20 protein-coding genes are annotated in these 21,354 nt (G+C 59.1%); 10 read left to right on the plus strand and 10 right to left on the minus strand.

Features of this window, described 5'->3' with window-relative positions; genetic code table 11:
• The first annotated feature begins 164 nt into the window (after positions 1-164).
• A complete protein-coding gene (locus FS819_RS13000) occupies positions 165-929 on the plus strand; it encodes a gamma-glutamyl-gamma-aminobutyrate hydrolase family protein (RefSeq protein WP_156551027.1) in 765 nt (254 codons plus the stop codon).
• A gap of 2 nt (positions 930-931) precedes the next feature.
• Here FS819_RS13000 and FS819_RS13005 read toward each other — a convergent pair whose 3' ends face one another.
• From FS819_RS13005 to FS819_RS13015, 3 genes are all read right to left on the minus strand, one after another.
• Positions 932-1,891: a 2-hydroxyacid dehydrogenase gene (locus FS819_RS13005; protein WP_156551028.1), complete on the minus strand. Its 960-nt coding sequence runs from the start codon at positions 1,889-1,891 to the stop codon at positions 932-934.
• 15 nt (positions 1,892-1,906) lie between these two features.
• Positions 1,907-2,929, minus strand: coding sequence for a LacI family DNA-binding transcriptional regulator (locus FS819_RS13010; protein WP_070153515.1), 1,023 nt, complete (start codon positions 2,927-2,929; stop codon positions 1,907-1,909).
• A gap of 107 nt (positions 2,930-3,036) precedes the next feature.
• Positions 3,037-3,579, minus strand: coding sequence for a MarR family winged helix-turn-helix transcriptional regulator (locus FS819_RS13015; RefSeq protein WP_156551030.1), 543 nt, complete (start codon positions 3,577-3,579; stop codon positions 3,037-3,039).
• Between the two features lie 89 nt (positions 3,580-3,668).
• Here FS819_RS13015 and FS819_RS13020 point away from each other — a divergent pair, with 89 nt between their 5' ends.
• The 4 genes from FS819_RS13020 (at position 3,669) to FS819_RS13035 (ending at position 8,716) form a co-directional block, all read left to right on the plus strand.
• Positions 3,669-4,490 (plus strand): creatininase family protein, encoded by an 822-nt coding sequence (locus FS819_RS13020; protein ID WP_156551031.1) that lies wholly within the window; start codon positions 3,669-3,671, stop codon positions 4,488-4,490.
• A 48-nt stretch (positions 4,491-4,538) separates the two neighbouring features.
• Positions 4,539-5,621, plus strand: a complete 1,083-nt coding sequence (locus FS819_RS13025; RefSeq protein ID WP_156551032.1) for a CobW family GTP-binding protein — start codon at positions 4,539-4,541, stop codon at positions 5,619-5,621.
• A gap of 55 nt (positions 5,622-5,676) precedes the next feature.
• Positions 5,677-6,663, plus strand: a complete 987-nt coding sequence (locus FS819_RS13030; protein ID WP_156551033.1) for a WD40 repeat domain-containing protein — start codon at positions 5,677-5,679, stop codon at positions 6,661-6,663.
• 247 nt (positions 6,664-6,910) lie between these two features.
• Positions 6,911-8,716 (plus strand): methyl-accepting chemotaxis protein, encoded by a 1,806-nt coding sequence (locus tag FS819_RS13035; RefSeq protein ID WP_156551034.1) that lies wholly within the window; start codon positions 6,911-6,913, stop codon positions 8,714-8,716.
• Between the two features lie 103 nt (positions 8,717-8,819).
• Here FS819_RS13035 and FS819_RS13040 read toward each other — a convergent pair whose 3' ends face one another.
• Positions 8,820-9,521 (minus strand): OmpW/AlkL family protein, encoded by a 702-nt coding sequence (locus tag FS819_RS13040; RefSeq protein WP_156551035.1) that lies wholly within the window; start codon positions 9,519-9,521, stop codon positions 8,820-8,822.
• A gap of 420 nt (positions 9,522-9,941) precedes the next feature.
• On the opposite strand from FS819_RS13040, the gene FS819_RS13045 reads away from it, so the two are divergent.
• Together FS819_RS13045 and FS819_RS13050 are read left to right on the plus strand one after the other, a co-directional pair.
• On the plus strand, positions 9,942-11,570 hold the full coding sequence (locus FS819_RS13045; RefSeq protein WP_156551036.1) for a phospholipase C: 1,629 nt from the start codon (positions 9,942-9,944) through the stop codon (positions 11,568-11,570).
• A gap of 40 nt (positions 11,571-11,610) precedes the next feature.
• Positions 11,611-12,975: a cytochrome-c peroxidase gene (locus FS819_RS13050; RefSeq protein ID WP_156551037.1), complete on the plus strand. Its 1,365-nt coding sequence runs from the start codon at positions 11,611-11,613 to the stop codon at positions 12,973-12,975.
• A gap of 267 nt (positions 12,976-13,242) precedes the next feature.
• Here FS819_RS13050 and FS819_RS13055 read toward each other — a convergent pair whose 3' ends face one another.
• Both FS819_RS13055 and odc2 read right to left on the minus strand, forming a co-directional pair.
• Entirely contained in the window at positions 13,243-13,833 is a 591-nt protein-coding gene (locus tag FS819_RS13055; RefSeq protein ID WP_060718310.1) for a GNAT family N-acetyltransferase, read from the minus strand.
• Between the two features lie 133 nt (positions 13,834-13,966).
• Positions 13,967-15,100, minus strand: coding sequence for an ornithine/lysine decarboxylase (odc2, locus tag FS819_RS13060; protein WP_070167004.1), 1,134 nt, complete (start codon positions 15,098-15,100; stop codon positions 13,967-13,969).
• 548 nt (positions 15,101-15,648) lie between these two features.
• Here odc2 and FS819_RS13065 point away from each other — a divergent pair.
• From FS819_RS13065 to FS819_RS13075, 3 genes are all read left to right on the plus strand, one after another.
• Positions 15,649-16,578 (plus strand): LysR family transcriptional regulator, encoded by a 930-nt coding sequence (locus FS819_RS13065; RefSeq protein WP_156551038.1) that lies wholly within the window; start codon positions 15,649-15,651, stop codon positions 16,576-16,578.
• 221 nt (positions 16,579-16,799) lie between these two features.
• Positions 16,800-17,459 (plus strand): DUF1007 family protein, encoded by a 660-nt coding sequence (locus FS819_RS13070; RefSeq protein ID WP_156551039.1) that lies wholly within the window; start codon positions 16,800-16,802, stop codon positions 17,457-17,459.
• Positions 17,453-18,607, plus strand: a complete 1,155-nt coding sequence (locus FS819_RS13075) for a nickel/cobalt transporter (protein ID WP_156551040.1) — start codon at positions 17,453-17,455, stop codon at positions 18,605-18,607. Before FS819_RS13070 ends, FS819_RS13075 begins: the two co-directional genes overlap by 7 nt.
• On the opposite strand, the gene FS819_RS13080 is transcribed toward FS819_RS13075, so the two are convergent.
• The 4 genes from FS819_RS13080 to FS819_RS13095 all read right to left on the minus strand — a co-directional run bounded on the left by FS819_RS13080 (position 18,589) and on the right by FS819_RS13095 (position 21,272).
• Positions 18,589-18,801, minus strand: coding sequence for a hypothetical protein (locus FS819_RS13080; protein ID WP_156551041.1), 213 nt, complete (start codon positions 18,799-18,801; stop codon positions 18,589-18,591). The genes FS819_RS13075 and FS819_RS13080 overlap by 19 nt on opposite strands.
• Positions 18,798-19,487: a GNAT family N-acetyltransferase gene (locus tag FS819_RS13085; RefSeq protein ID WP_156551042.1), complete on the minus strand. Its 690-nt coding sequence runs from the start codon at positions 19,485-19,487 to the stop codon at positions 18,798-18,800. The genes FS819_RS13080 and FS819_RS13085 overlap by 4 nt, the downstream gene beginning before the upstream one ends.
• Before the next feature lie 216 nt (positions 19,488-19,703).
• Complete coding sequence (locus tag FS819_RS13090; RefSeq protein WP_156551043.1) at positions 19,704-20,408, minus strand: tellurite resistance TerB family protein; 705 nt, start codon at positions 20,406-20,408, stop codon at positions 19,704-19,706.
• 225 nt (positions 20,409-20,633) lie between these two features.
• Entirely contained in the window at positions 20,634-21,272 is a 639-nt protein-coding gene (locus FS819_RS13095; protein WP_156551044.1) for a 2-dehydro-3-deoxy-phosphogluconate aldolase, read from the minus strand.
• Between the last annotated feature and the right edge of the window lie 82 nt (positions 21,273-21,354).

Below are 21,354 nucleotides of genomic sequence, written 5' to 3' on the forward strand. Positions count from 1 at the left end.
TCCCCTCCAGGAAGGCAATTCGAAGGTAATCATGTTGCCAGGGCGGTGGCAAGCGGGCAGCCTTATCAGTTTAGGCTAAAGTTGAAGACAGATGAGCGCTATCGTTGACTTGGAGAGCAAACGGCGCAAAACAGATGCTCAGAACCGCTATTCTGGAGCCATCGATGACCAAGCCGCTTGTCGCCATACCCGCCGATTTCCGTGCCATTGAAGGGTCCAATTGGCATTGCGTGCTGGACCAATATGTCAAGGCGACGCTGACCGTGGCCGGGGCCATGCCGGTTATTATTCCCGCTCTGGAAACCGGCGCGGATATTGAGGCGGTGCTGGACCGGGTGGATGGCGTGGTGATTTCCGGTTCGCCCAGCAATGTCCATCCCTCGCTCTATGGCCACGACGCCAGGGATAGCGACGGCCCCTTCGATCATGCCCGTGACGCAACTTCGCTGCCGCTGATCCGCCGCGCCATCGAGCGGGGGATACCGCTGCTGGCGATCTGCCGGGGTATTCAGGAGCTGAACGTGGCGCTGGGCGGCACGCTGGCCTCCGAAATTCAGGACCAGCCCGGTACCTGGGATCATCGCAAGCCGCCGACCGATGACCGTGACCTCGCCTATTCCATCCGCCAGCCGGTGGAGGTGCGCGACGGCTCCTGCATCGCCCGCTATCTCGGCACAGCAGGGACAATCCAGATCAACTCCCTGCATCGCCAGGCGATTTCCGATCTCGCCCCTCGGCTCCAGGCCGAAGCGCTGGCTGATGACGGCACAATCGAGGCCGTCTCGGTCATCGATGCCAAGGGCTTTGCTGTCGGCGTGCAATGGCACCCGGAATATTGGGCGGAAACGGATGCCCCGTCCCGCGCCCTGTTTGAAGCATTCGGGGCGGCGGCAAGGGAGTATGCGGCAGTGAAATCCCTCGCCGCCTGAGGTTATTTTTTGACAGGCGTTTCCGGCACCGGTGTCTTGACCGTGCCGTTCTCAAACCAACTGATCAGGTTATCGGCCACCAGATCGGCCATGGCATTGCGGGTTGGCACCGAGGCGGAGGCAACATGCGGCAGCAGCGACACATTGGGCAGATCAAGGAATTCCGCCGGTACTTTCGGTTCCTCGTAGAACACATCCATCCCGGCAGCGGCAATCGTGCCATCCTTCAAGGCTGAGATCAGCGCCGGTTCATCGACGCTCCAGCCACGCCCGACGCTGATGAACACGCCATTCGGCCCCAGCGCCTTCAGCACGTCGGCATTGACCGCCTTATGGGTTTCCGGCGTTTTCGGCACGATGCAGATCAGCGTATCGACAGCCTGGGCCAGATCCGTCAGCGACGCATGGTAATCATAGGGTACACCGGGCTTGGGGCTGCGGGTATGGTAGCTGATCTTGACCTTGAACGGCTGTAACCGGCTGGCGATTTCACCGCCGATCCGCCCCAATCCATAAAGCCCGACATGGCGGCCCCGCAGCGACAGTGGCGACAGCGTAAACGGTCCCTCATTCTGCCAGCGCCCGGCCCGCAGATAGCTTTCCGCCTGATGAAATTGCCTGATTGTGTTGAGCAGCAGCGCAATCGTCGTGTCAGCAACTTCATCATCCAGCACGTCAGGCGTGTTGGTAACGATAACATTTTTGGACGCAGCTTTTGCCACATCTACCCCATCATAGCCGACGCCGAAATTGGCGATGATTTCCAGCTTCGGCAGGCTGTCGATCAGCGCGCCCGGCACCGCACCGGCAATGGCAATGCCCCGCACGCGGGCGGCATCAGTCTCGCTTAAGCTCACGGGTTGGCCGGGCGGGGTCTGCACCAGTTCAAAACCAGGCTGCAAACGCTCCAGCACGCGCGGATGAATTTTTCCGGGAATGAGAATAACGGGCTTATCGGTCATGGGATCAAATCTCTATCAGTCTCGATGTTTAATGGGGCCGGTCGATTGGCGGATACGCATTTCAGGCTTGATCAGGTGAATACCATCCGGCTCATGGCTGCCCGCCAGCTTATCCAGAAGCGCGCGCGCTGCAAGCCTGCCGACTTCCGCCTGCCCGTTTGAGACCGTGGTCAGTGCCGGTGTAGCGATCGATGCTTCTTCCAGATCGTCGTAACCAGTGACGGATATGTCGCGGCCCGGCACCAGCCCGGCGCGCGAAACACCATTCATCAACCCGATAGCGACAAGATCGTTCCAGCACACCGCCGCCGTCGGCTTTTGCGGCAGCGACAGGAAGTTCACCGCCGCCTCGAAACCGCCCTGCTTGGTGCGCGGTCCGGGAATGCGCAGATTTGGATCAACCGCAATGCCCGCCTTACGCAAGGCGTTGACATAGCCCTGGTAACGGTCACGCCCGGTGGAGGTTTGATCGGTGCCACCGACCATGGCGATGACGCGGTGACCAAGCCCGATCAGGTGGTTGGTGGCCAGCGAAATGCCATAGGTGTCATCGCCGCGATAGGTCGGCAGGGCCAGCCCATCCATGGAGCGGGCAATCAGAATGGCGGGCATGCCGTTGTCTTCAGCCAGCATGATATCTTCCGGCGGCGAACCGATGGCAGGCGACATGATCACGCCGTCACCGCCCAGTTGAAGCAGCGTTTCGATGAAGGTCCGCTGTTTCTCTACCGAATCGTAATGGTTGGACAGAATGAAAGTCTGGCGGCTGCGGTCCAGCTCGCTTTCAATGGCTTTCAGAATTTCGCCGTAAAACGGATTCATGATGTCATGGACGACGACACCGATAATGCCGGAGCGCGAGGTGCGCAGGCTGGCGGCGCGGCGGTTATAGATATAGCCAAGCAGCCGGGCCTGGTCCTTGATCTTTTCACGGGTATCTGCCGCCACCAGCGGACTGTCTCGCAAGGCGAGCGACACCGTGGCGGTGGACAGGCCGAGACTTTCGGCAATGGTCGATAGCTTGATCTTTTGCGCCACGGCTCCCCCCTCTGCCGGACGTGAACAGGCCGGCTTCAACGCATTTAAACATTTTAATTAAAACGTTGAACGCGCCATGGCAAGGGCGGAAGAATGGTCGCCGACAATCAGTCGTCCAAGGGTTCTTCAGCAAGGTCGGGCCGCGTCGCATCCGCGGGCGCAAGCAGGTTGGCATCAATGGCGGCAAGCAGTTTCATCAGCACTTTGACCTGCTTGCTGCTGAGGCCACGGGTCGCCTGGCGCTCCACCGCCGCATTGGCATCGGCGATCTTTTCCACTGTGGCACGACCGATTGGCGTCAGGAAAACCTTTGTCTGGCGGCCATCGGCATCCGAGCCGCGCCGTTCGACAAAGCCCTGCGCCTCCATGCGCCCGATGGTCCGGGTCATGGTCGGCGCCTTGACGCCAAGGCGCTGCGCCAGAAGACCGGGTGTCAACCCTTCCTCCTCAGCCAGCAGCAGCACCACGCCCTCCTGACCGGAATAGAGCCCGCTGCCGGTCAAAAGCCGGGTCTGCACCGTGCGAAAACTGCGCGACGCCTGGGTGATCGCCATGCCAAGCTCACCACTCAAGCCAAGTTTCGCCTGTTTCCCCTCGTCTTTGGACTTGCCGGATTTCTTCTTTTTCTCGGACTTGTCTTTTTTAGCCATGCTACCCCCGCGGTCGAAAGAAAGTGCTGTTGTCACAGGCGCTCATGTCACGCATATGATGCATAGACAAAAACAGGCCAGTAAACCAGATGCCCCATCCAGAACCGCATTTCGAGCGCAACGATCCTGCTCTTTCGCCTGCCGACAGGGCAGGTTGGATTGCTGTCCTGCCGCTCGGCGCCCATGAACAGCATGGCCCGCATCTGCCCTTCGAGACAGACACGATCATCGCGCAGGGGGTTGTGGACCGGTTGATCCTAGCATTGTCCGCGACCCTGCCCGTCACCTTCCTGCCCGTCGAACCGGTCGGCTATTCCGTCGAGCACATGGATTTCGATTGTACGCGCACGCTTACCTTTAACGAGGCCGTGGAGCGCTGGCTCGGCATCGCCGAAGCCCTCAGCCGCCAAGGCATTCGCAAGCTGATGATGCTCAACGCCCATGGCGGCAATTCGCCCTTGATGACCGTGGTCGCCACCGAGGCACGGGTCCGGTTCAATATGCTGGCTGTCGCCACCAGCTGGACCCGCTTCGGCCAGCCGGAAGGACTGATAAGGCCGCAAGACAAGGCTATCGACATACATGGCGGCGATATCGAAACCTCGGTCATGCTGGCATTGCGTCCAGACCTGGTCGCGATGGACAAGGCTCAGAATTTCTCATCCAGGCAAAGCGAGTTTGCTGCCCGGTTCACCCATTTGCGCGCCTATGGTCTTCATGCCTTTGGCTGGAAAATGTCGGACCTCAATCTGCTGGGCGTGGCCGGAAATGCCAGTGTGGCCACCGCCGAGAAAGGCGAAAGCCTGCTTTCCCATGCCGTTCACGGGTTTGTGGAGCTGCTGTCGGATATCCATGACTTTGATATCGAGAAAGCCTTTGAACTGCCATCCCACTCGTCCTATATGGGGTAATATAGTTACAGGGCGGTGTGATGCCGTTGTCCAACCATCGAGGTTCCCATGAGTGAAACAGCCGTAAAACCCACACCCGTTACCGTGCTGACCGGCTATCTCGGCGCGGGCAAGACCACGCTTCTCAACCGGATTCTGTCGGAAAACCACGGCAAGAAATACGCTGTCATCGTCAATGAATTCGGCGAAATCGGCATCGACAATGATTTGATCGTCGAATCGGACGAAGAAATCTACGAGATGAACAATGGCTGCGTCTGCTGCACGGTGCGCGGCGATCTGATCCGGGTCGTCGAAGGCCTGATGCGCCGTCCCGACCGTTTCGACGGTATCATTGTCGAAACCACCGGCCTTGCCGATCCGGTGCCTGTCGCCCAGACCTTCTTCATGGATGACGATGTACGCGCCAAGACCGAGCTGGATGCAGTGGTTGCCCTGGTCGATGCCAAGCACCTGCCGCTGCGCCTGAAAGACAGCCGCGAAGCCGAAGACCAGATCGCCTTTGCCGATGTCGTTGTTATCAACAAGGCGGATCTCGTCACCCATGAGGAACTGCACCGGATCGAAGATATCGTCCGCGCCATCAATCCCTCGGCCCGGATCTACACCACCACCCGCTCTGGCGTGGACCTGTCGAAAGTGCTGAACCAGGGCGCCTTCAACCTGGAACGGGCGCTGGAAAACGATCCGCACTTCCTGAGCCATGAAGACGACGACCATGTCTGCGGCCCCGATTGCGACCATGACCATGGACACGATCATCATCATCACGACCACGGGCATGACCACCATCACCACGATCATGACCATGGCCCCTCGCCAATTCATGATGTGACCGTCACCTCGATTTCGCTGCGCGGTGGCGAAATGAACCCGGATCGCTTCTTCCCCTGGATCCAGAAGGTCACCCAGACCGATGGTCCGAACATTCTGCGCCTGAAGGGCATCATCGCTTTCAAGGGCGATGCCGAGCGCTATGTGGTGCAGGGCGTTCACATGATTATCGAGGGCGACCATCAGCGACCATGGAAAGACGGCGAAAAGCATGAAAGCCGCCTGGTGTTCATTGGTCGGGAACTGGACCGCGAAAAGCTGGAAAACAGCTTCAAGGCCTGCGAGGCAGCGGCATGAAGCTTATCCCTTCCCTGCTACCAACCCCTGACAACCATACCGGAAAGACTGCCTGATGCCGACTGTTGCCCCGCTCGATCTGGAAGGCCACGTACTGATCGCGGCCTTCCTTGGAGACATTCCGGTTTTCGTCACGGCGGCTGGCGCCGTTCACCGTCTGGATGGCGGTGAGCAGGTCACCGAAACCGGGTCGGGCCTGCTGACCGCCATCAAGGACGACCATAACCAGACGCTTTTGACCGGCGGCGAGGATGGCAAGGTGCTGCGCATCGCCCATGATGGCACTGTCACGGAGCTGGCGCACGCGCCGCGCAAGTGGATTTCCGTGGTTGCTGCCGGACCGCAAGGCGCGGTTGCCTATGGTTATGGCAAATCCGCCTTTGTGCGCTTGGCAAGCGGCGCTGTGCAAACCTATGAGGAGGAGCGCTCCGTCGAGGGTCTGGCCTTTGCCCCCAAGGGCTTGCGCATCGCCATTTCCCGCTACAATGGCGTGACGTTGCGCTTTGCGGCAGCCGAGGGCAAGCCGGTCGATCTGGAATGGAAGGGTGCCCATACCGGTGTCAGCTTTTCACCCGACAACCGTTTCGTCGTCACCACCATGCAGGAAAATGCCTTGCATGGCTGGAAGCTGGATGGTGCCGGCAGCGATACCCGCCATATGCGCATGACCGGCTATCCTGCCAAGGTGAAGTCGATCTCCTGGTCGGCCAAGGGCAAATGGCTCGCCTCTTCCGGCGCACCCGCCGCGATCGTCTGGCCCTTTGCCTCCAAGGACGGCCCGATGGGCAAGGCCCCGCAAGAGCTGGGCACACGCGCCAATATCATGGTCACCCAGGTCGCCTTCCATCCTGCAGAAGAGGTGCTGGCGATTGGCTATATCGACGGCATGGTGCTGGCGGTGCGGCTGGCCGATGGCAAGGAGGCGCTGCTGCGCCGTCCGGGCAAAGGCGCTATTACCAGCATGGGCTGGAGCGCCAGCGGCAAGTTGCTGGCCTTCGGATCTGAAGCTGGCGATTGCGGCGTGATAGACATCGCCGGCTGATTCCAAGTAAAAAACAATTATGACGAGCAAACCAGGGGTAACTCCCTGGTTTTTTATTTTTGAAATCAACTAGATTCAAATTTTAAGGAAACCATAACCAAGCGGAAACTAAAAAAATATGCTTTTTAAAGCACCCTTGAAAATCCACAGATGTGTTCAACTTTAGACCATAATCTGGCCACATCACCTCGACGCTTTCGTCCGCGTGATCTGCTCCTCCCGAAATCACTTTCTGCGGACGACAACTATGAAACTCAGCATATCCTCCACGGTAATCATTTCCGGCGTCATCCTTGCCGTCGGCGTGGTCATCACACTCGCGACAGCCATGCAGACCCTCCAGCGGCTGAAGGTCAATGGACCGATCTATCAGCAGATCGTCGACAGCAAGGACCTGATCGCCGATATCCTGCCGCCGCCGCTGTATCTGGTCGAGGCTTATTCCCTGATCAATGAGTCAGCGCTTCAGCCGGATATGGCCGCTATCAATATCGACCGCCTGAAACTGCTGAAAAGCCAGTATCAGGAACGCCGGGACTATTGGAAAGGCACAACCCTGCCTGATGCTCTGCGCAGCAAGTTGCAGCAGGATGTTTTGGTGAAAGGTGACGCGTTCTGGACACAAATGGATCAAGCCGTCGTTCCAGCCCTAAGCGGTGCTGATCCGACCGTGCTGAAAGCCGCACTCAATGAGTTGAAGGAACGGTTTCACACCCATGAGACAGCCGTCAATCAGTTGGTCGATATGGGAAATACCTATGGTAAGCTGCGGGAAACTGAAGCCGCCACTGAGACCGCATCGCGCGAAACCGTCAGTTATGCGCTAGGAAGCGCACTGATCCTGCTTAGCCTCGCCTCGATTGTCATCGTTCAACGCCGCGCCCTGTCGCCGCTGCGCCATATGACCACGGCCATGACCGCCATGGCCCATGGCGATCTCGATACGCCTCCTCCCTACGGCACCCGCACCGATGAAATCGGCGAAATCGCTCATGCCCTGTCAATTTTTCGCGATGCCGGCCTGGAAAAGCGCCGCCTGGAGCAGGAGGCCGATGCCAGCCGCGCCAGCACGGAAGAGCAGCGCAGGCAGCGTGAGACTGAGCGCGCCGCCGAGGCGCAAGCCCTGCGCCGCGTGGTCGAAGAGCTTGGCGATGGTCTGCATCGGTTGGCCGAATGCAACATGCGCACCACGCTCGACACGCCATTCGATGCCCATTTCGACGTTCTTCGCCGTGATTTCAACGACTCCATCCTCACGCTTCAGACCACTCTGAAGCAGGTTCTCGACGAGACCGGTTATCTGCAAACCAATAGCCGCGAGATGCGCGGCGCCGCCGACAGCCTGGCCAAGCGCACCGAGCAACAGGCCGCCGCCCTTGAAGAAACCGCCGCAGCTCTCGAAGAGGTTGCCTCGACCGTGAAGGCCTCCACCACAAGAACCCGCGAAACCCGCAGCCTGGTGAGAGATGCCCGTGACTGCACCACGGCCTCAAATGTGGTGGTGAACAATGCCATTACCGCCATGCAGCGGATTGAGAGCGTCTCCGGTGAAATCGGCACAATCATCGGCGTGATCGACGAAATCGCCTTCCAGACCAATCTCCTGGCGCTGAACGCCGGTGTGGAAGCTGCGCGTGCCGGGGAAGCCGGCAAGGGTTTTGCCGTGGTTGCCCAGGAAGTGCGTGAACTTGCCCAGCGCTCGGCGGGCGCTGCCAAGCAGATCAAAACACTGGTGGATCGTTCCAGCACGGAAGTGGCAAGCGGCGTGAAGCTGGTGGGAACCGCTGGCGATGCCCTGACCCAGATCGGCGGCTTTGTCACCAAAATCGACGATAACATCGATGCCATCGCCAAGGCGGCGGAAGAACAGGCTATAGGCCTTCAGCAGATCAGCAGTTCGGTCAACAGTCTCGACCAGATGACCCAGCAGAATGCCGCCATGGTCGAAGAAACCAATGCCATCAGTCAGACGCTGGCCGACGGCGCCATTTCTCTTGTAACCCTCGTCAACCGCTTCCAGCTACCGACCATGCCCGTGGCCCGGGCAGCGTAAGGGCAAAAAAACCGCAGTCTTGAGTGAGTGCGGCCAAATGAGAGATCGAAACGGAAAATGGCGGCCATGAGAGCCGCCATTTTCCAGTCTCTTCGCCTGCCGATCAGAAGCGGTAGGTAACACCAGCGCCGATCAGCCATGGATCGAGCTTGGCCGTGCCCTTGACCTTGGAACCCCCGACGACCGCCTCGAAATCCGGGCGCAGATAGTATTTCTTGACGTCGAAGTTAACGCCCCATTTGTCGTTGATCATGTAGTCGAAACCGACCTGCACGGCGGCACCGAACGTATTCTTGACATCGAGCTTGGATGCAGAGCCGGACGACGACTGATTGTAGAACATCGTATAGTTGACGCCCGCGCCAATATAGGGCTGGAACTTGCCGAAATCGGTAAAGTGATATTGCAGCGTCACCGTTGGCGGCAGGATCCAGACCTTGCCGAGCTTGCCCAGGCTACCGATCGAGCCACCGGCATTGACGTTGGCCGACGTCGTGCCGAGAATGAGTTCGGCAGCGATATTGCGATTGAAGAAATAACTGAAGTCGACTTCCGGCGTGACGCTGTTGCTGTAGGACAGATCGGAGCCGCCAATGCCATCCACCGAGCCGCCATCATTCGGCACCACCGCCAGCGCACGGGCGCGGACCTGCCAGGGGCTGTAGGGCGTCAACAGCGATTCGGCTTGCGGAGCGCTTGCCGCCGGTGTCAGATCCGCCGCAGAGGCCATCGGCGTCGCCAAGGACAGCGATGCGAAAGCAAGGGGCGCAAGCGCTATCAAGCCAAGGGTGCGGTTCGTTGACATGTCGTCTCTCCTTTATCGATTGATCAGCAGGTCCCCCTGCCGCATTGCAACCTGTTAACGGTGACCGGACACCCACGTCCTTGAGACAAATCAAGAAAAGACAACCTTACGAAAGACCGCCGGTATTCAAGGATTGAGTGTGGCTTCCATGCATCATGTTTTTGATTCCTATCAATTTTCCTTGGTGCAAGAGATGCTCCGACCAGACCCAAAAAGGTCGCTCACAGGCTCGCGCGCAACCGAAATTACGAAGGGTTATTTCTCATCGACGCGTCCTATCACCCACTTGTGAGTGCCTGGACGGCAATTGGAGCGAGCCACGTCATTTTCCGTCACGGAACTGTTAAAAACGCTTCCTATCGTCTTGCCATTCCGCCGATGTCAGCTTCCCCACCGCGGATCCTCGTAAAGGATATGGTCATGCCACTTCACCCTCGGCAGCTAAACATGTGTGCCGGTTCAATTCTCGTGTCTGCGTCTCTCTGTCTCATCCCCACTGCCTCGGCGGCGGCTGAGGTCAATACGGCAACGCCGATCAAGCATCTGGTGGTGATCTTCCAGGAAAACGTCGCCTTCGACCATTATTTCGCGACCTATCCAAAAGCTGCCAATGTCGAGGGTGAGCCTGCCTTTACCGCTGCGCCGCAGACGCCTGCCGATATCGATACGCTGGCCCATGCCGGCCTGCTGGAGGTCAATCCGAACAAGACCAATCCGGGCAATGGCCCTGATGCCACGGCCCCGTTCCGTCTCGATCGCACCCAGGCCGCGACCAATTCGCAGAATCATGGCTACACCGCCGAACAGGCCGCCTATGACAATTTCGCCATGGACCTGTTTCCCGCCAATACCGGGCGCGGCACCAAGGGCGCAGCCGGGGCCTTTGGCACCAAAGGCCAGGTCATGGGCTATTATGACGGCAATACCGTTACGGCGCTGTGGAACTACGCTCAGAACTTTGCCCTGAACGATCGGTCTTTCTCCACCAATTTCGGCCCCTCGACCCCCGGCGCCATCAACCTCGTCTCCGGCCAGACCAATGGTATGACCCTGCCACCGGGTTACACGCTGGAAAAGGACGGCACCTACGCCAAGGGCGAAGTCGTGCCTGATGGCAATGGCGGCTGGACGATGATTTCCGACCTCGACCCCACCGGCGACGTCTGCTCGAAAGGCCAGACGGCCCTGATGACCGGCCGCAATATCGGCGACCTCCTGAACGACAAGGGCCTGACCTGGGGCTTTTTCGAGGGTGGTTTCGACCTGACGCTCAACAATCCCAATGGCACGACCGGTTGCAAGCGCACGACGACATCGGCAATCACCAAGGTCGATGAAGTCGATTACATTCCCCATCACCAACCCTTCCAATATTATCCCTCGACCGCCAATCCCCAGCATATCCGCCCGAGTTCGGTTGCCGCCATCGGCACCAGCCAGGACGGCGGCGCCAACCACCAGTATGACATCAATGATTTCTATGCGGTTCTGAGCAACGGCACTCTGCCCGCCGTCAGTTTCCTGAAGGCCCCCGCCTATCAGGACGGCCATGCCGGCTATTCCGATCCGCTTGATGAGCAGGAATTCGTTGCCAATATCGTCAACAAACTCCAGCAATCGCCGGAGTGGAAAGACACCGCCGTGGTGTTGCTTTATGACGATTCCGACGGCTGGTACGACCACGCCCATAACGTCGTCAATCCGTCCAGCATTCAGGTCAAAGGCTATGATGTGCTGAACGGCACGGCCTGCGGCACCGGAACGCCCTTGCCCGGCGTCAACGGCCAGCCCGTCCAGGGCCGTTGCGGCTATGGCACCCGGCAGCCATTGCTGGTGATCTCGCCTTATGCCAAGCAAAACTATGTCGATCACACCCTGACTGACCAGACCTCGGTCATGCGGTTTATCGAAGATAACTGGATGGCTGGGCAAAGGCTGGGCGGCGGCTCCTTTGATGCCATCGCTGGTTCCCTGAATGGCATGTTCGATTGGTCCCATGCCCGCAGCGATACGCTGATCCTCGATCCGAAGACCGGCCTGAAAAGCTAGTGAATCGGGCCGAAAAGTGGGAAACCGAGAGCGGCAGTTCATGGCAGTGTTTGACGAAAAATCCCGCCTGCCGCTGCTGGCGTTGGCCCTGTTGAGCCTGAGCTTTGCAGGCTTAGGCAGGGCGGCCCAGACATTGTCGGAAAACCCCACACGGGGCCAAACCGGCGCACCCGTCCAGCTCAGCGCCGTCGCACAATTGGGCAAGGCGTTGTTTTTCGACCAGAGCCTGTCAGGCAGCGGCAAGATGTCCTGCGCCACGTGCCATGACCCGGCCCATCATTACGCACCGGCCAACACGCAAGCGGTGCAGATGGGCGGACCCGGTCTCAACATCCCGGGCATCCGTCCCGTGCCGAGCCTTGCCTACAAGATCGCAACGCCTGCCTTCTCGGTTGGAGCTGAAAATGCCGCCGAGGAGGCTCAGGAAGCCTCGCCGATGGCCGAAGCTTCCGGCACGGCACTTGCCGCGCAAACTGCGGTGATCGCCGGGCCGGTCGCTGGCCAACCTCTCGTCAAAGCCGTGGCCGCCGCCGACAATGCCGTTCCCCAGGGTGGCATGTTCTGGGATGGGCGCGCCGACAGTCTGGAAGACCAGGCGCTGGGGCCGCTTTTGTCGCCGTTTGAAATGGCCAATAGCGATGCGCAGGCGCTCTATGACAAAATCAAAGCCGGATATGGCGTCCAGCTGACGGCCCTGTTCGGAAAACAGGTCGCCGAGGACCAATCCATGGCCTTGTCGGAGATTGGTTTTGCCCTCGCCCGCTATCAGGTGGAAGACCCGTCCTTCCATTCTTATTCCAGCAAATACGATGCCTATCTGCGCGGACAGGCGCAGCTTACCCCGGCTGAACAGCGTGGACTCGCCTTGTTCGACGATCCGAAAAAGGGCAATTGTGCCTCCTGCCACCTGGACAAGAGGGGCGGCGATGGACAGATGCCGGCATTTACCGATTACGAATTCGAGGCGCTCGGCGTGCCGCGCAATTCTGATATTCCCGCCAATTCCGACAGGCTGTATTTCGATCTCGGCATTTGCGGGCCGATGCGCCATGACGAATTTTCCGCCCAGCCGCAAAACTGCGGGTTGTTCAAGACCCCTACCCTGCGCAATGTCGCCGAGCGCGGCGTCTATTTCCACAATGGCGTTTATCGCACGCTGGAGGAAGCCACGCGCTTTTATGTGGCCCGTGACACTGATCCGGCCAGCATTTATCCGAAAAAATCGGATGGCAGCATCGACAAGTTCAACGACATGCCAGACGCCTATCGCGGCAATATCGATGTGATCGATGCGCCCATGGACCGCAAACCCGGCCAACCGCCCGCATTGAACGAGACGGAAATTAGCGATGTTGTGGCTTTTTTGAAAACACTGACGGATGGATGGGGTGCGCAGCAACGCTAGGCCGCCGCTCTGCATTGCTGCGCACCATCCTCGGCCTTACAGTCTATCCAATAATCGCCGCTGGCCGTCTGCAAATGGCAATTTCTGCGCTTGCCTGATGCATTCGCATTTTCGAACGAAAAACCGCTTCGCACTTTTTCTGAAATGCTTGTACTCACGTACATTAAGTACGCTCCGTTCCGGTTCTCGAAATCACCATTTTCGCCAGGCCAGCAGCAATTCTTGAACAGACTGTGACTGGGACCGAGGACGTATTTCAAAAACTGCTTATGCCGCCTTGCGACGGGCCGGTGCGGTCAGCTTGCGGCCGGAGGCCGAGATCATGCCGACAGCGCCGTCGAGCCAGCCGTGGATCAGTTCCAGCCCGAGGAAACGGTCGCGGGCAAACGGTCCCGGCATGACAAGATGCATGGTTTTCGCGGCAAAAAAGCCGAAGCGCTCGTAGTAAGCGGCATCGCCGACCAGAAGCACGGCACCGTGACCACGGGTCTTGGCTTCCATCAGGGCGGCGCGCATCAACTGCGAGCCAACGCCCTTGCCTTCATGCGCGGCATCGACGGCCAACGGCCCGAGCAGCAGCGCATCGATAACCTGGCCTTCAGCATTGACGCCAGCCTCAATATTCCACAGGCGCACGGTGCCGATTACATGGCCCTTGCGGTCACGCGCCACCAGCGCCAGCCCTTCAGCGGGCACACGGCCACGGCGGATCTTTTCAGACGACTTCGTGCGGCGGTCCGGCCCCATGGCGCGGTCCAGCAAGGCCTCGCGCGCCACGACATCGGCGGGAGTTTCAGCATCGATCTTGAAGGCAGGCTGCGCAAAAAAAGCGCGCACGGTGTTGATAACAGCGGTCATGGCGACCTCCTGTGCAAAAGAGCGTTCAAATGGTGAGAGAGCAATCCTGCCGGGCTATTCAGCCGGCAGGATAGAGCATTTCCAGCAAAAGTGTGGCGCGGTTTTGCGCCCGGAAATGCGAAAATACTCTTGTTCAGATCACATAGGCTTTCAGCGGCTCGAAACCGTTGAAGGCCACCGCCGAATAGGTGGTGGTATAGGCGCCGGTGCCTTCGATCAGCACGTCATCGCCAATGGTCAGCGACAGCGGCAGCGGATACATGTTCTTCTCATACATGACATCAGCGCTATCGCAGGTCGGGCCAGCCAACACGCAAGGCTCCATTTCATCACCGTCATGGGCCGTGCGGATCGGGTAACGGATCGCTTCGTCCATGGTTTCCGCCAGGCCGCCGAACTTGCCGATATCAAGGAACACCCAGCGATGGGCGTCATTGTCGGACTTCTTCGAGATCAGCACCACTTCTGCCTTGATCACACCGGCATTACCCACCATGCCGCGACCGGGCTCGATGATGGTCTGCGGAATGTTGTTGCCGAAATGCTTCTTCAGCGAGGCGTTGATGGCCTGGCCATAGGCTTCGGCAGACGGAATGTCGCGCAGGTACTTGGTCGGAAAACCACCGCCCATGTTGACCATTTGCAGGTAGATGCCCTGCTTGGCCAGCTGTGCGAAAACCCGCTTGGCATCGCCCAGCGCTGCATCCCAGGCATCGACCTTGGTCATCTGCGAACCGACATGGAAGGACACGCCGAAGCTTTCCAGACCATGCTGGTGGGCATAGACCAGAACGTCGACGGCCATCTGCGGCACGCAGCCAAACTTGCGCGACAAAGGCCATTCGGCACCGTCACCATCGGTCAAGACGCGGCAAAACACACGGGCGCCGGGTGCGGCACGGGCGATCTTTTCGACTTCCTCATGGCTATCGACGGCAAACAGGTTGATGCCGAGCGCATGAGCCTTGGCAATATCCCGTTCCTTCTTGATGGTGTTGCCAAACGAAATCCGCTGGGCGGTCGCACCGGCAGCCAGCGCCATTTCGATTTCAGCCACGGAGGCGCAATCGAAGTTGGAGCCGAGCGATGCGAGCAGCGACAGGATTGCTGGCTCCGGGTTTGCCTTGACGGCATAATAGATGGCGCTGTCTGGCAGGGCGTGGCGGAATGCGCCATAATTATCGCGCACGACATCAAGGTCCACGACGAGGCAAGGGCCTTCAGGACGCTGGGTATTGATGAAGTCGAGGATGCGGGCGGTGGTCATGGCGATCCCTTCCATAGTAAAAAGGTTACCGGAACCCAAAAAGTTCCGGATGGACAAAGTGCGCCGAGACCTCGCTCGAAACCAGTCGGTGGAGACACTGGTACCGTACGAACGCTCTAACGCGGGCGATGGATCAACGCCCTCTTGCCTGAGAGCATTAGTCCGCTTTGTCTGCCATGGATTGGTTGGGGAACCCGACCGCACTTCCGGCAATGATGGTGTGCCTCTTCAGTGACCCCGGCTGATGGAAAGCCGGCAGAGACTAGAAAGGCCCGCACCGTCGTTGCTTCAAGGTGTCCTCGCATTTCCCGGTTGGCCGGGATAACGACTGGAGGGGTTAATTCCAGGTACCTTACCGATTTCCTCACCACATCGAGGATCGGCGGACACCCACAGGCACGTGCGACTTTGGGCAAGACGGAGATAAGAAAACTCGCCGTCATAATCAAGCGGTTTTTGCAAGCCCGGTTCATTTTTTTATGTGTTTTATTATTGAACGAAGTGAGACTATTGTTCACCACCGATACAAACAACCCTGAGAGGCCCTCTTGGACACCCTGACCCGCATCCGCGCTTTCATCGATGTCGTTGAAGCGGAAGGCTTTTCTGCCGCCGCCCGCAAGACCGGGCGCTCCAAGGCGCTGCTGTCAAAATATGTCCGCGAGTTGGAGGACGAGTTGGGGGCGCTGCTTCTAAACCGCACCACACGGCAGTTCTCCATGACCGAGGCCGGTCACACCTATTATCGTAGCGCTGCCGACATCCTGAAAGAGATCGACAATCTGGCCGATCTGGTGCGCGAGAACAATGTCGGCATCAGCGGCAAGATTCGCATCACCGTGCCACGCAGCTTCACAGACGCCGAAGTTGGTCAGTCGCTGATCGATTTTGCCCTTCAACATCCCGATCTTTCCATCGAGATCGTTGCCGAGGACCGATTCGTTGACCTGATCGAGGAAGGCTTCGACTTGGCGATCCGCGTCACCAAGCTGGAGGATTCGGGGATGATTGCCCGCAAGCTGGCGGATTTCAGAAGCTATGCCTGCGCCAGCCCGGTTTTTCTGGAGAAATATGGTCCCCTCACCCATCCGCAGGATCTGTCCAAGGTGCCGGTGCTGATTGATACCAACACGCGCGGACACAACAGCCTGCGCCTGCGCCAGCCGGATGGCGAGGCCTTTACCGTCAACATTTCCGGGCCGCTGGAGGTCAATAGCCCCCAGACCACGCTGCGTGGCGCGCTATCGGGTCTCGGCATCGCCCTGCTGCCGGATTTCGTCGCTCGCAGACATATCGAAAGCGGCGCGCTGATTTCGATCTTCGAGGATTACATGCCCTCCGGCAGCGGGATCTATGCGGTCTACCCGCATCGCCGCTACCTGCCCGCCAAGGTGCGCGCCCTTGTAGACTTCATGCACAATTGGTTCAAACGCAATGGCACATGCCAGCCCAAGCAAGGGTCGCCGACTTCGGAGTGACAACAGGCCGAGCGCCCGTTTGATAGCCCCCTTGACCTATGGCTACCCTCTTCACTTTTTCAAGGCAAAAGTCAGCGGCCCTATTTCCGTCCTATTGCTTGGCCACCACAGACCATGAATATAGATGTCATGCGTCCACGCGACGCCGACAGTGCAGCGTGTCCTATCGGTTTCATCATGGCCCGCTGTCGCACTCGATATAAGCAGCGGTTAGGGCGCAGATGAACATAGCACGGCCTCTTCTTCTCGCCGGTTTTCTTGTCGCAGGGTTTCTAGGCCTGTCGGCGCCCTCGGCCTCGGCCCATCCGCATGTCTTCGTCCAGGCCCGGCTGGAAGTGGTGGCAGGCGCGGACAACACCATCAAGGAATTGCGCAATACCTGGCGCTTTGACGAGGTGTTTTCCTCCAGCGTCATGCTGGATTTCGACAAGAACGGCGACCTGAAGCTCGACCATAGCGAGTTGCAGGATATCGCCAACACCATCCGCAGCTCGCTTGGCGACTATGGCTATTTCACCTTTATCAGCGCCAGCGGCGCGACCATCAACGTTGCCAAGCCGCAGGTGTTCAACGCCGATTATAAAGACAACCAATTGCTGGTCTTCTTTATCGTAAAGCCGGAAAAGCCCATTCCGATCAAGGGCAATCTCAGCTTCGGCGTTCACGATCCGACCCTTTATACGGCCATCGACTTCAAGCAGGACAGCGACATCGTCGAGACCGGCGACGCGCTGAAGAAATGCAAACGCACCGTGGTCCGGCCCAATCCCGATGACGTGATCAAGCAGAACCAGGCCAGCCTGACCGAAGCCTTCTTCAACGATCCGACCGGCACCGACATGGGCAAGCTGTTTGCAACGAGGCTGGATCTGGCATGCTGACGCATCGACGAGCTTCGAGGACCGCTCTGCTTGTTGCTGTCGCTCTTGCCGTGGTACTTCCTGCCACACTCGCCGCCACACTGGCCCATGCAGGCTCGCCGCTTGGCATCGGCACCGCCGAACCGTCCTTTCAGATGGACGGGCCGTTGGCCGGGGTGATGCTATGGATCAACACCCATCAACAGGCCTTCTACCGGGCGCTGACCGAGGCGTTGCGCGGCATGCGTGACGATCCCCACCAGCTCTGGGTATTGATCGGCCTGTCCTTTGCTTACGGCGTGTTTCATGCCGCCGGCCCCGGCCACGGCAAGGCGGTGATCTCGTCCTATATGGTCGCCAATGAGCTGGAGCTGAAGCGCGGCATCGCCATTTCCATCGCCTCTTCGATTTTGCAGGCCATCGTCGCCATCGTCACCGTGGGTGTGATGTTTCTCGCCCTGCGCGGCAGCGGCATTACCCTTACACGGGCAACCGACGCCATGGAAGCCGCCAGTTTCGCGCTGGTCGTCGCCTTCGGTGTGTGGCTGCTGGTCCGCAAGCTGAGCGAGGCTTTCCGGCATCGCCAGCCTCTGCCGGTCCTAGCCTTTTCCGGCGGGAGTACGGGCGAGATCCCATCGGATGGCGTGACAGCGGGCCTGTTCGATGCGCCGCAGCCAGTTGGTACAAAATCCGCATCGTCTTCAGGAACCGGCCTGCGCTTCAAGGCCGATGCAGCCGAGAGCGACCGTTATTTACCGCGTAAGGGCGAAATCTGCGTGGATTGCGGCCGCAGCCATCTGCCTTCGCCAGCCATGGTCGGTGCCGAGCATTTCAGCGTCAAGGAAGCCTGGTCGGCCATTGTCGCCGTTGGCCTTCGCCCCTGTTCCGGCGCGCTGCTGGTCATGACCTTCGCGATGTTGAACCAGCTCTATCTCGGTGGCATTCTATCGGTCTTCGCCATGGCGGCGGGAACCGCGATCACCGTCTCGGCCCTTGCCATCGCTGCCGTCGGTGCCAAGGGCCTGGCGGTGCGGCTGGCAGGCCATGGCTCCCATACCGCCTACCGCGTCGGCCTTGCCATCGAAATCGGCGGCGCGTTGTTCATCATCCTGGTCGGAAGCCTGCTGCTGGCCGCCTCACTGCAAGGCTATCACCTGTCATCCGGGTGACGCCGCTGATAGCGCGCGCGGAGCCAGAAGATCAGGAAGAACGACAAAACCACCATAGAGCCGACCGCAGCCGCCAGAAGTGGCGAAAATTGCCCGATCCACAGGACCAGATTGGGCAGGAACACCATGGCCAGTCCGAAGCCGAGAATGATCAGGCCAGCAGCAATCGCCGAGTTTTTATCGCGTGGGCTCATGTCGCAGACCTCAAAGCGGCTCGAATATCCTTAAGCCGCTGTTTCTGATTGCCGTCGGCATCGAAATTATCAGAATCGAGCCAGGCGTCGAACCCGGCTTTAACGAGGGGCCAATCGGCATCGATGATCGAAAACCAGGCGGTATCGCGGTTCTTTCCCTTGGAAATCATATGCTGGCGAAATACGCCCTCGAAGGTGAAGCCATAGCGGCGCGCCGTGACCTTGCTCGGCTCGTTGTCATTATGGCATTTCCATTCGTAGCGCCGATAGCCGAGATCCTCGAACACATGTCTGGCCAGCAGATAATGCGCTTCACTCGATAGGGCAGAGCGTTTCATCGCCGGACCATGTGCAACCGAGCCGACTTCGACCACGCCGTTTTTAGGATCGGGTCGCATCAGGCTGGCCATGCCGACGATGGTGCCATCCGCCTTGGAGCGGAAGATATGGGTGATCAGGCTGCCGCTGGCATTGGCGCCCTCCAGCCAGTCGCCGAAGACCTCGACACCGGAAAAATCGTCATTGGGAAAATAGCGCAGCGCCTGATTGACGGCATCGCCACCGCCCAGCCCGGCCCACAGCTCCGACAGATGCTGCTCGCGGACAAAGGGCTCGACCAGGACATACCGGCCCTCAAGCCGCACTGGCGCTGGTGCCGCAACGCGATAGGTCTTCAGATCCTGCATGATGCCCCCTGTTCGATCATACGAAAGCTCGAAAATGCTAACGCATCCTCGCTTTGAAGGAATTTCGAATATCTCAAATGCACCAGGGGCTTGAGGTATGCGAAAATGGAATGCGAAGATACATTTTCAATGACTCTTCTTATCACATCAGGATTATGCCAGCCGTAACGGGAAGGCAACGGCGATTTCCGCCGTTGCTTTTGTTGAGCGTCAGTCTCAGCCAGCCGGCGTCTCAACCTTGGCCGCCGCAACCGTCGCCTCGATATGGTCGATCAACCCATCGGCAAGCCCCAGGCGTCCGGCCAGCAGGTCGAGATAGCCGCGCTCGGCGCGGGTATCGGGGTCGATGGTCAACCGCGAGGCCGTATAGAGTTCGACCTTCTGTTCCTCAGTGCGGGCGGCAGCCACCAACGCATCGAGATCGGTCGGATTGTCCAGTTCTGCACGAATAAAGGCCTCCGCCTCATCGCCGAGTTCCTCGACATGCAGTTTTTCCATGATGTTGGCGCGCTCGCCTGCGTCGATATGGCCATCGGCCTTCGCCGCGGCAATCATCGCCTTGATCAGAGTGAGCGCAAAATCATTGCTGAGCGAGGTTGCCGGATCAAAGCCGGAATTTTGCGGTGGAGCCGGCAGTTCCGGCAGGGCGCGCAGCTCTTCCGGGGCCTTGCCGGACTGGTAATTGCGATAGGCGCGGTAGCCGAGACCGGCCACCAGCGCCAGGCCGCCAACTTTCAGCGCACCTCCGGCCAGCGACCGTCCGGTCTTGGTGCCGAGCAGCACGGACACCAGCGCACCGGTCTTCCAGGGATTGGACTTGGCATAGCTTGCGGCGTCATCACCCCTCTTGCGAACAGAGCCGCCGATGCCCGGGATCTGCGATCCCAGAAACTGCGTGAGGAGCTTTTTGGCGTCGATCATTCTCTTCTCCCTAATATTTCAGCTAGAAGAGAGATAGGAACGCCCGCGCCCTTTCCCAAGACGCGGGCGTCAAATTACGACATATGCGGCCGTTCCCAGCTTATAGACGGCTCGAAGATGCTGACGCATCCTCGCCTGATACGAGTTTCGAATATCTCAAATGCATCAAGGGCATGAGATATTCGAAAGTGGTATACGAAGAGTCATTTTCAATGACTCTTCGTATTAGCCCTTCAGCGCGCAGGCCTCAACGGCCAGCTTGGTAATGCCTGCCCAATCGCCCGCAGCAACCAGCTCTTTCGGTGCCACCCAGGAGCCGCCAACGCAGACCACGTTGGGCAGCGACAGATAATCCCTGGCATTCTTCAGCGAAATGCCGCCTGTCGGGCAAAACAGCGTGCCTGCCAGCGGCGAGGACAGCGATTTCAGATAGGCCGCCCCACCTGCCTGTTCGGCGGGGAAGAATTTCAACACTTCATAGCCCTTTTCGCGCAGGGTCATCACTTCGCTGGCCGTGGCAGCGCCCGGCAGCAGCGGCACATCGGAACCGGCGGCAGCCGCTAGCAATTCCGGCGTGGTGCCGGGGCTGACGATGAACTGCGACCCGGCTTTCAGCGCGGCTTCGAAATGGGCGGGGTTGAGAATGGTCCCGGCACCGGCCACAGCACCCTCGACCTCGGCGGCCACCCGGGAAATCGCTTCCAGCGCAGCTGGCGTGCGCATCGTGATTTCGATGGCTTTCAGCCCACCCGCCACCAGCGCCCGCGCCAGCGGCACGGCGGTTTCGACATCGTCGATGATCAGCACGGGAATAACGGGCTGAAGCTTGAGCACCGCCAACAATCTGTCCGTCTTCGCAGTCATGAACATACCTTTCAAACGATTAGATATTCCTGATTAGCGCGTGGAAACCGCCCTGTCGAGGCAAATGCGCACAGTAGGAACT

The organism is Allorhizobium sp. Av2, from assembly GCF_021462805.2.
Classification (GTDB): Bacteria; Pseudomonadota; Alphaproteobacteria; order Rhizobiales; family Rhizobiaceae; genus Allorhizobium; species Allorhizobium vitis_G.

Excerpts from the sequence above, each read along its gene's own strand:
- FS819_RS13000 (WP_156551027.1), top strand. The coding sequence starts at position 165 with ATGACCAAGCCGCTTGTCGCCATACCCGCCGATTTCCGTGCCATTGAA.
- FS819_RS13005 (WP_156551028.1), bottom strand. The coding sequence starts at position 1,891 with ATGACCGATAAGCCCGTTATTCTCATTCCCGGAAAAATTCATCCGCGC.
- FS819_RS13015 (WP_156551030.1), bottom strand. The coding sequence starts at position 3,579 with ATGGCTAAAAAAGACAAGTCCGAGAAAAAGAAGAAATCCGGCAAGTCC.
- FS819_RS13020 (WP_156551031.1), top strand. The coding sequence starts at position 3,669 with ATGCCCCATCCAGAACCGCATTTCGAGCGCAACGATCCTGCTCTTTCG.
- FS819_RS13025 (WP_156551032.1), top strand. The coding sequence starts at position 4,539 with ATGAGTGAAACAGCCGTAAAACCCACACCCGTTACCGTGCTGACCGGC.
- FS819_RS13030 (WP_156551033.1), top strand. The coding sequence starts at position 5,677 with ATGCCGACTGTTGCCCCGCTCGATCTGGAAGGCCACGTACTGATCGCG.
- FS819_RS13035 (WP_156551034.1), top strand. The coding sequence starts at position 6,911 with ATGAAACTCAGCATATCCTCCACGGTAATCATTTCCGGCGTCATCCTT.
- FS819_RS13040 (WP_156551035.1), bottom strand. The coding sequence starts at position 9,521 with ATGTCAACGAACCGCACCCTTGGCTTGATAGCGCTTGCGCCCCTTGCT.
- FS819_RS13045 (WP_156551036.1), top strand. The coding sequence starts at position 9,942 with ATGCCACTTCACCCTCGGCAGCTAAACATGTGTGCCGGTTCAATTCTC.
- FS819_RS13050 (WP_156551037.1), top strand. The coding sequence starts at position 11,611 with ATGGCAGTGTTTGACGAAAAATCCCGCCTGCCGCTGCTGGCGTTGGCC.
- FS819_RS13055 (WP_060718310.1), bottom strand. The coding sequence starts at position 13,833 with ATGACCGCTGTTATCAACACCGTGCGCGCTTTTTTTGCGCAGCCTGCC.
- odc2 (WP_070167004.1), bottom strand. The coding sequence starts at position 15,100 with ATGACCACCGCCCGCATCCTCGACTTCATCAATACCCAGCGTCCTGAA.
- FS819_RS13070 (WP_156551039.1), top strand. The coding sequence starts at position 16,800 with ATGAACATAGCACGGCCTCTTCTTCTCGCCGGTTTTCTTGTCGCAGGG.
- FS819_RS13075 (WP_156551040.1), top strand. The coding sequence starts at position 17,453 with ATGCTGACGCATCGACGAGCTTCGAGGACCGCTCTGCTTGTTGCTGTC.
- FS819_RS13080 (WP_156551041.1), bottom strand. The coding sequence starts at position 18,801 with ATGAGCCCACGCGATAAAAACTCGGCGATTGCTGCTGGCCTGATCATT.
- FS819_RS13085 (WP_156551042.1), bottom strand. The coding sequence starts at position 19,487 with ATGCAGGATCTGAAGACCTATCGCGTTGCGGCACCAGCGCCAGTGCGG.
- FS819_RS13090 (WP_156551043.1), bottom strand. The coding sequence starts at position 20,408 with ATGATCGACGCCAAAAAGCTCCTCACGCAGTTTCTGGGATCGCAGATC.
- FS819_RS13095 (WP_156551044.1), bottom strand. The coding sequence starts at position 21,272 with ATGACTGCGAAGACGGACAGATTGTTGGCGGTGCTCAAGCTTCAGCCC.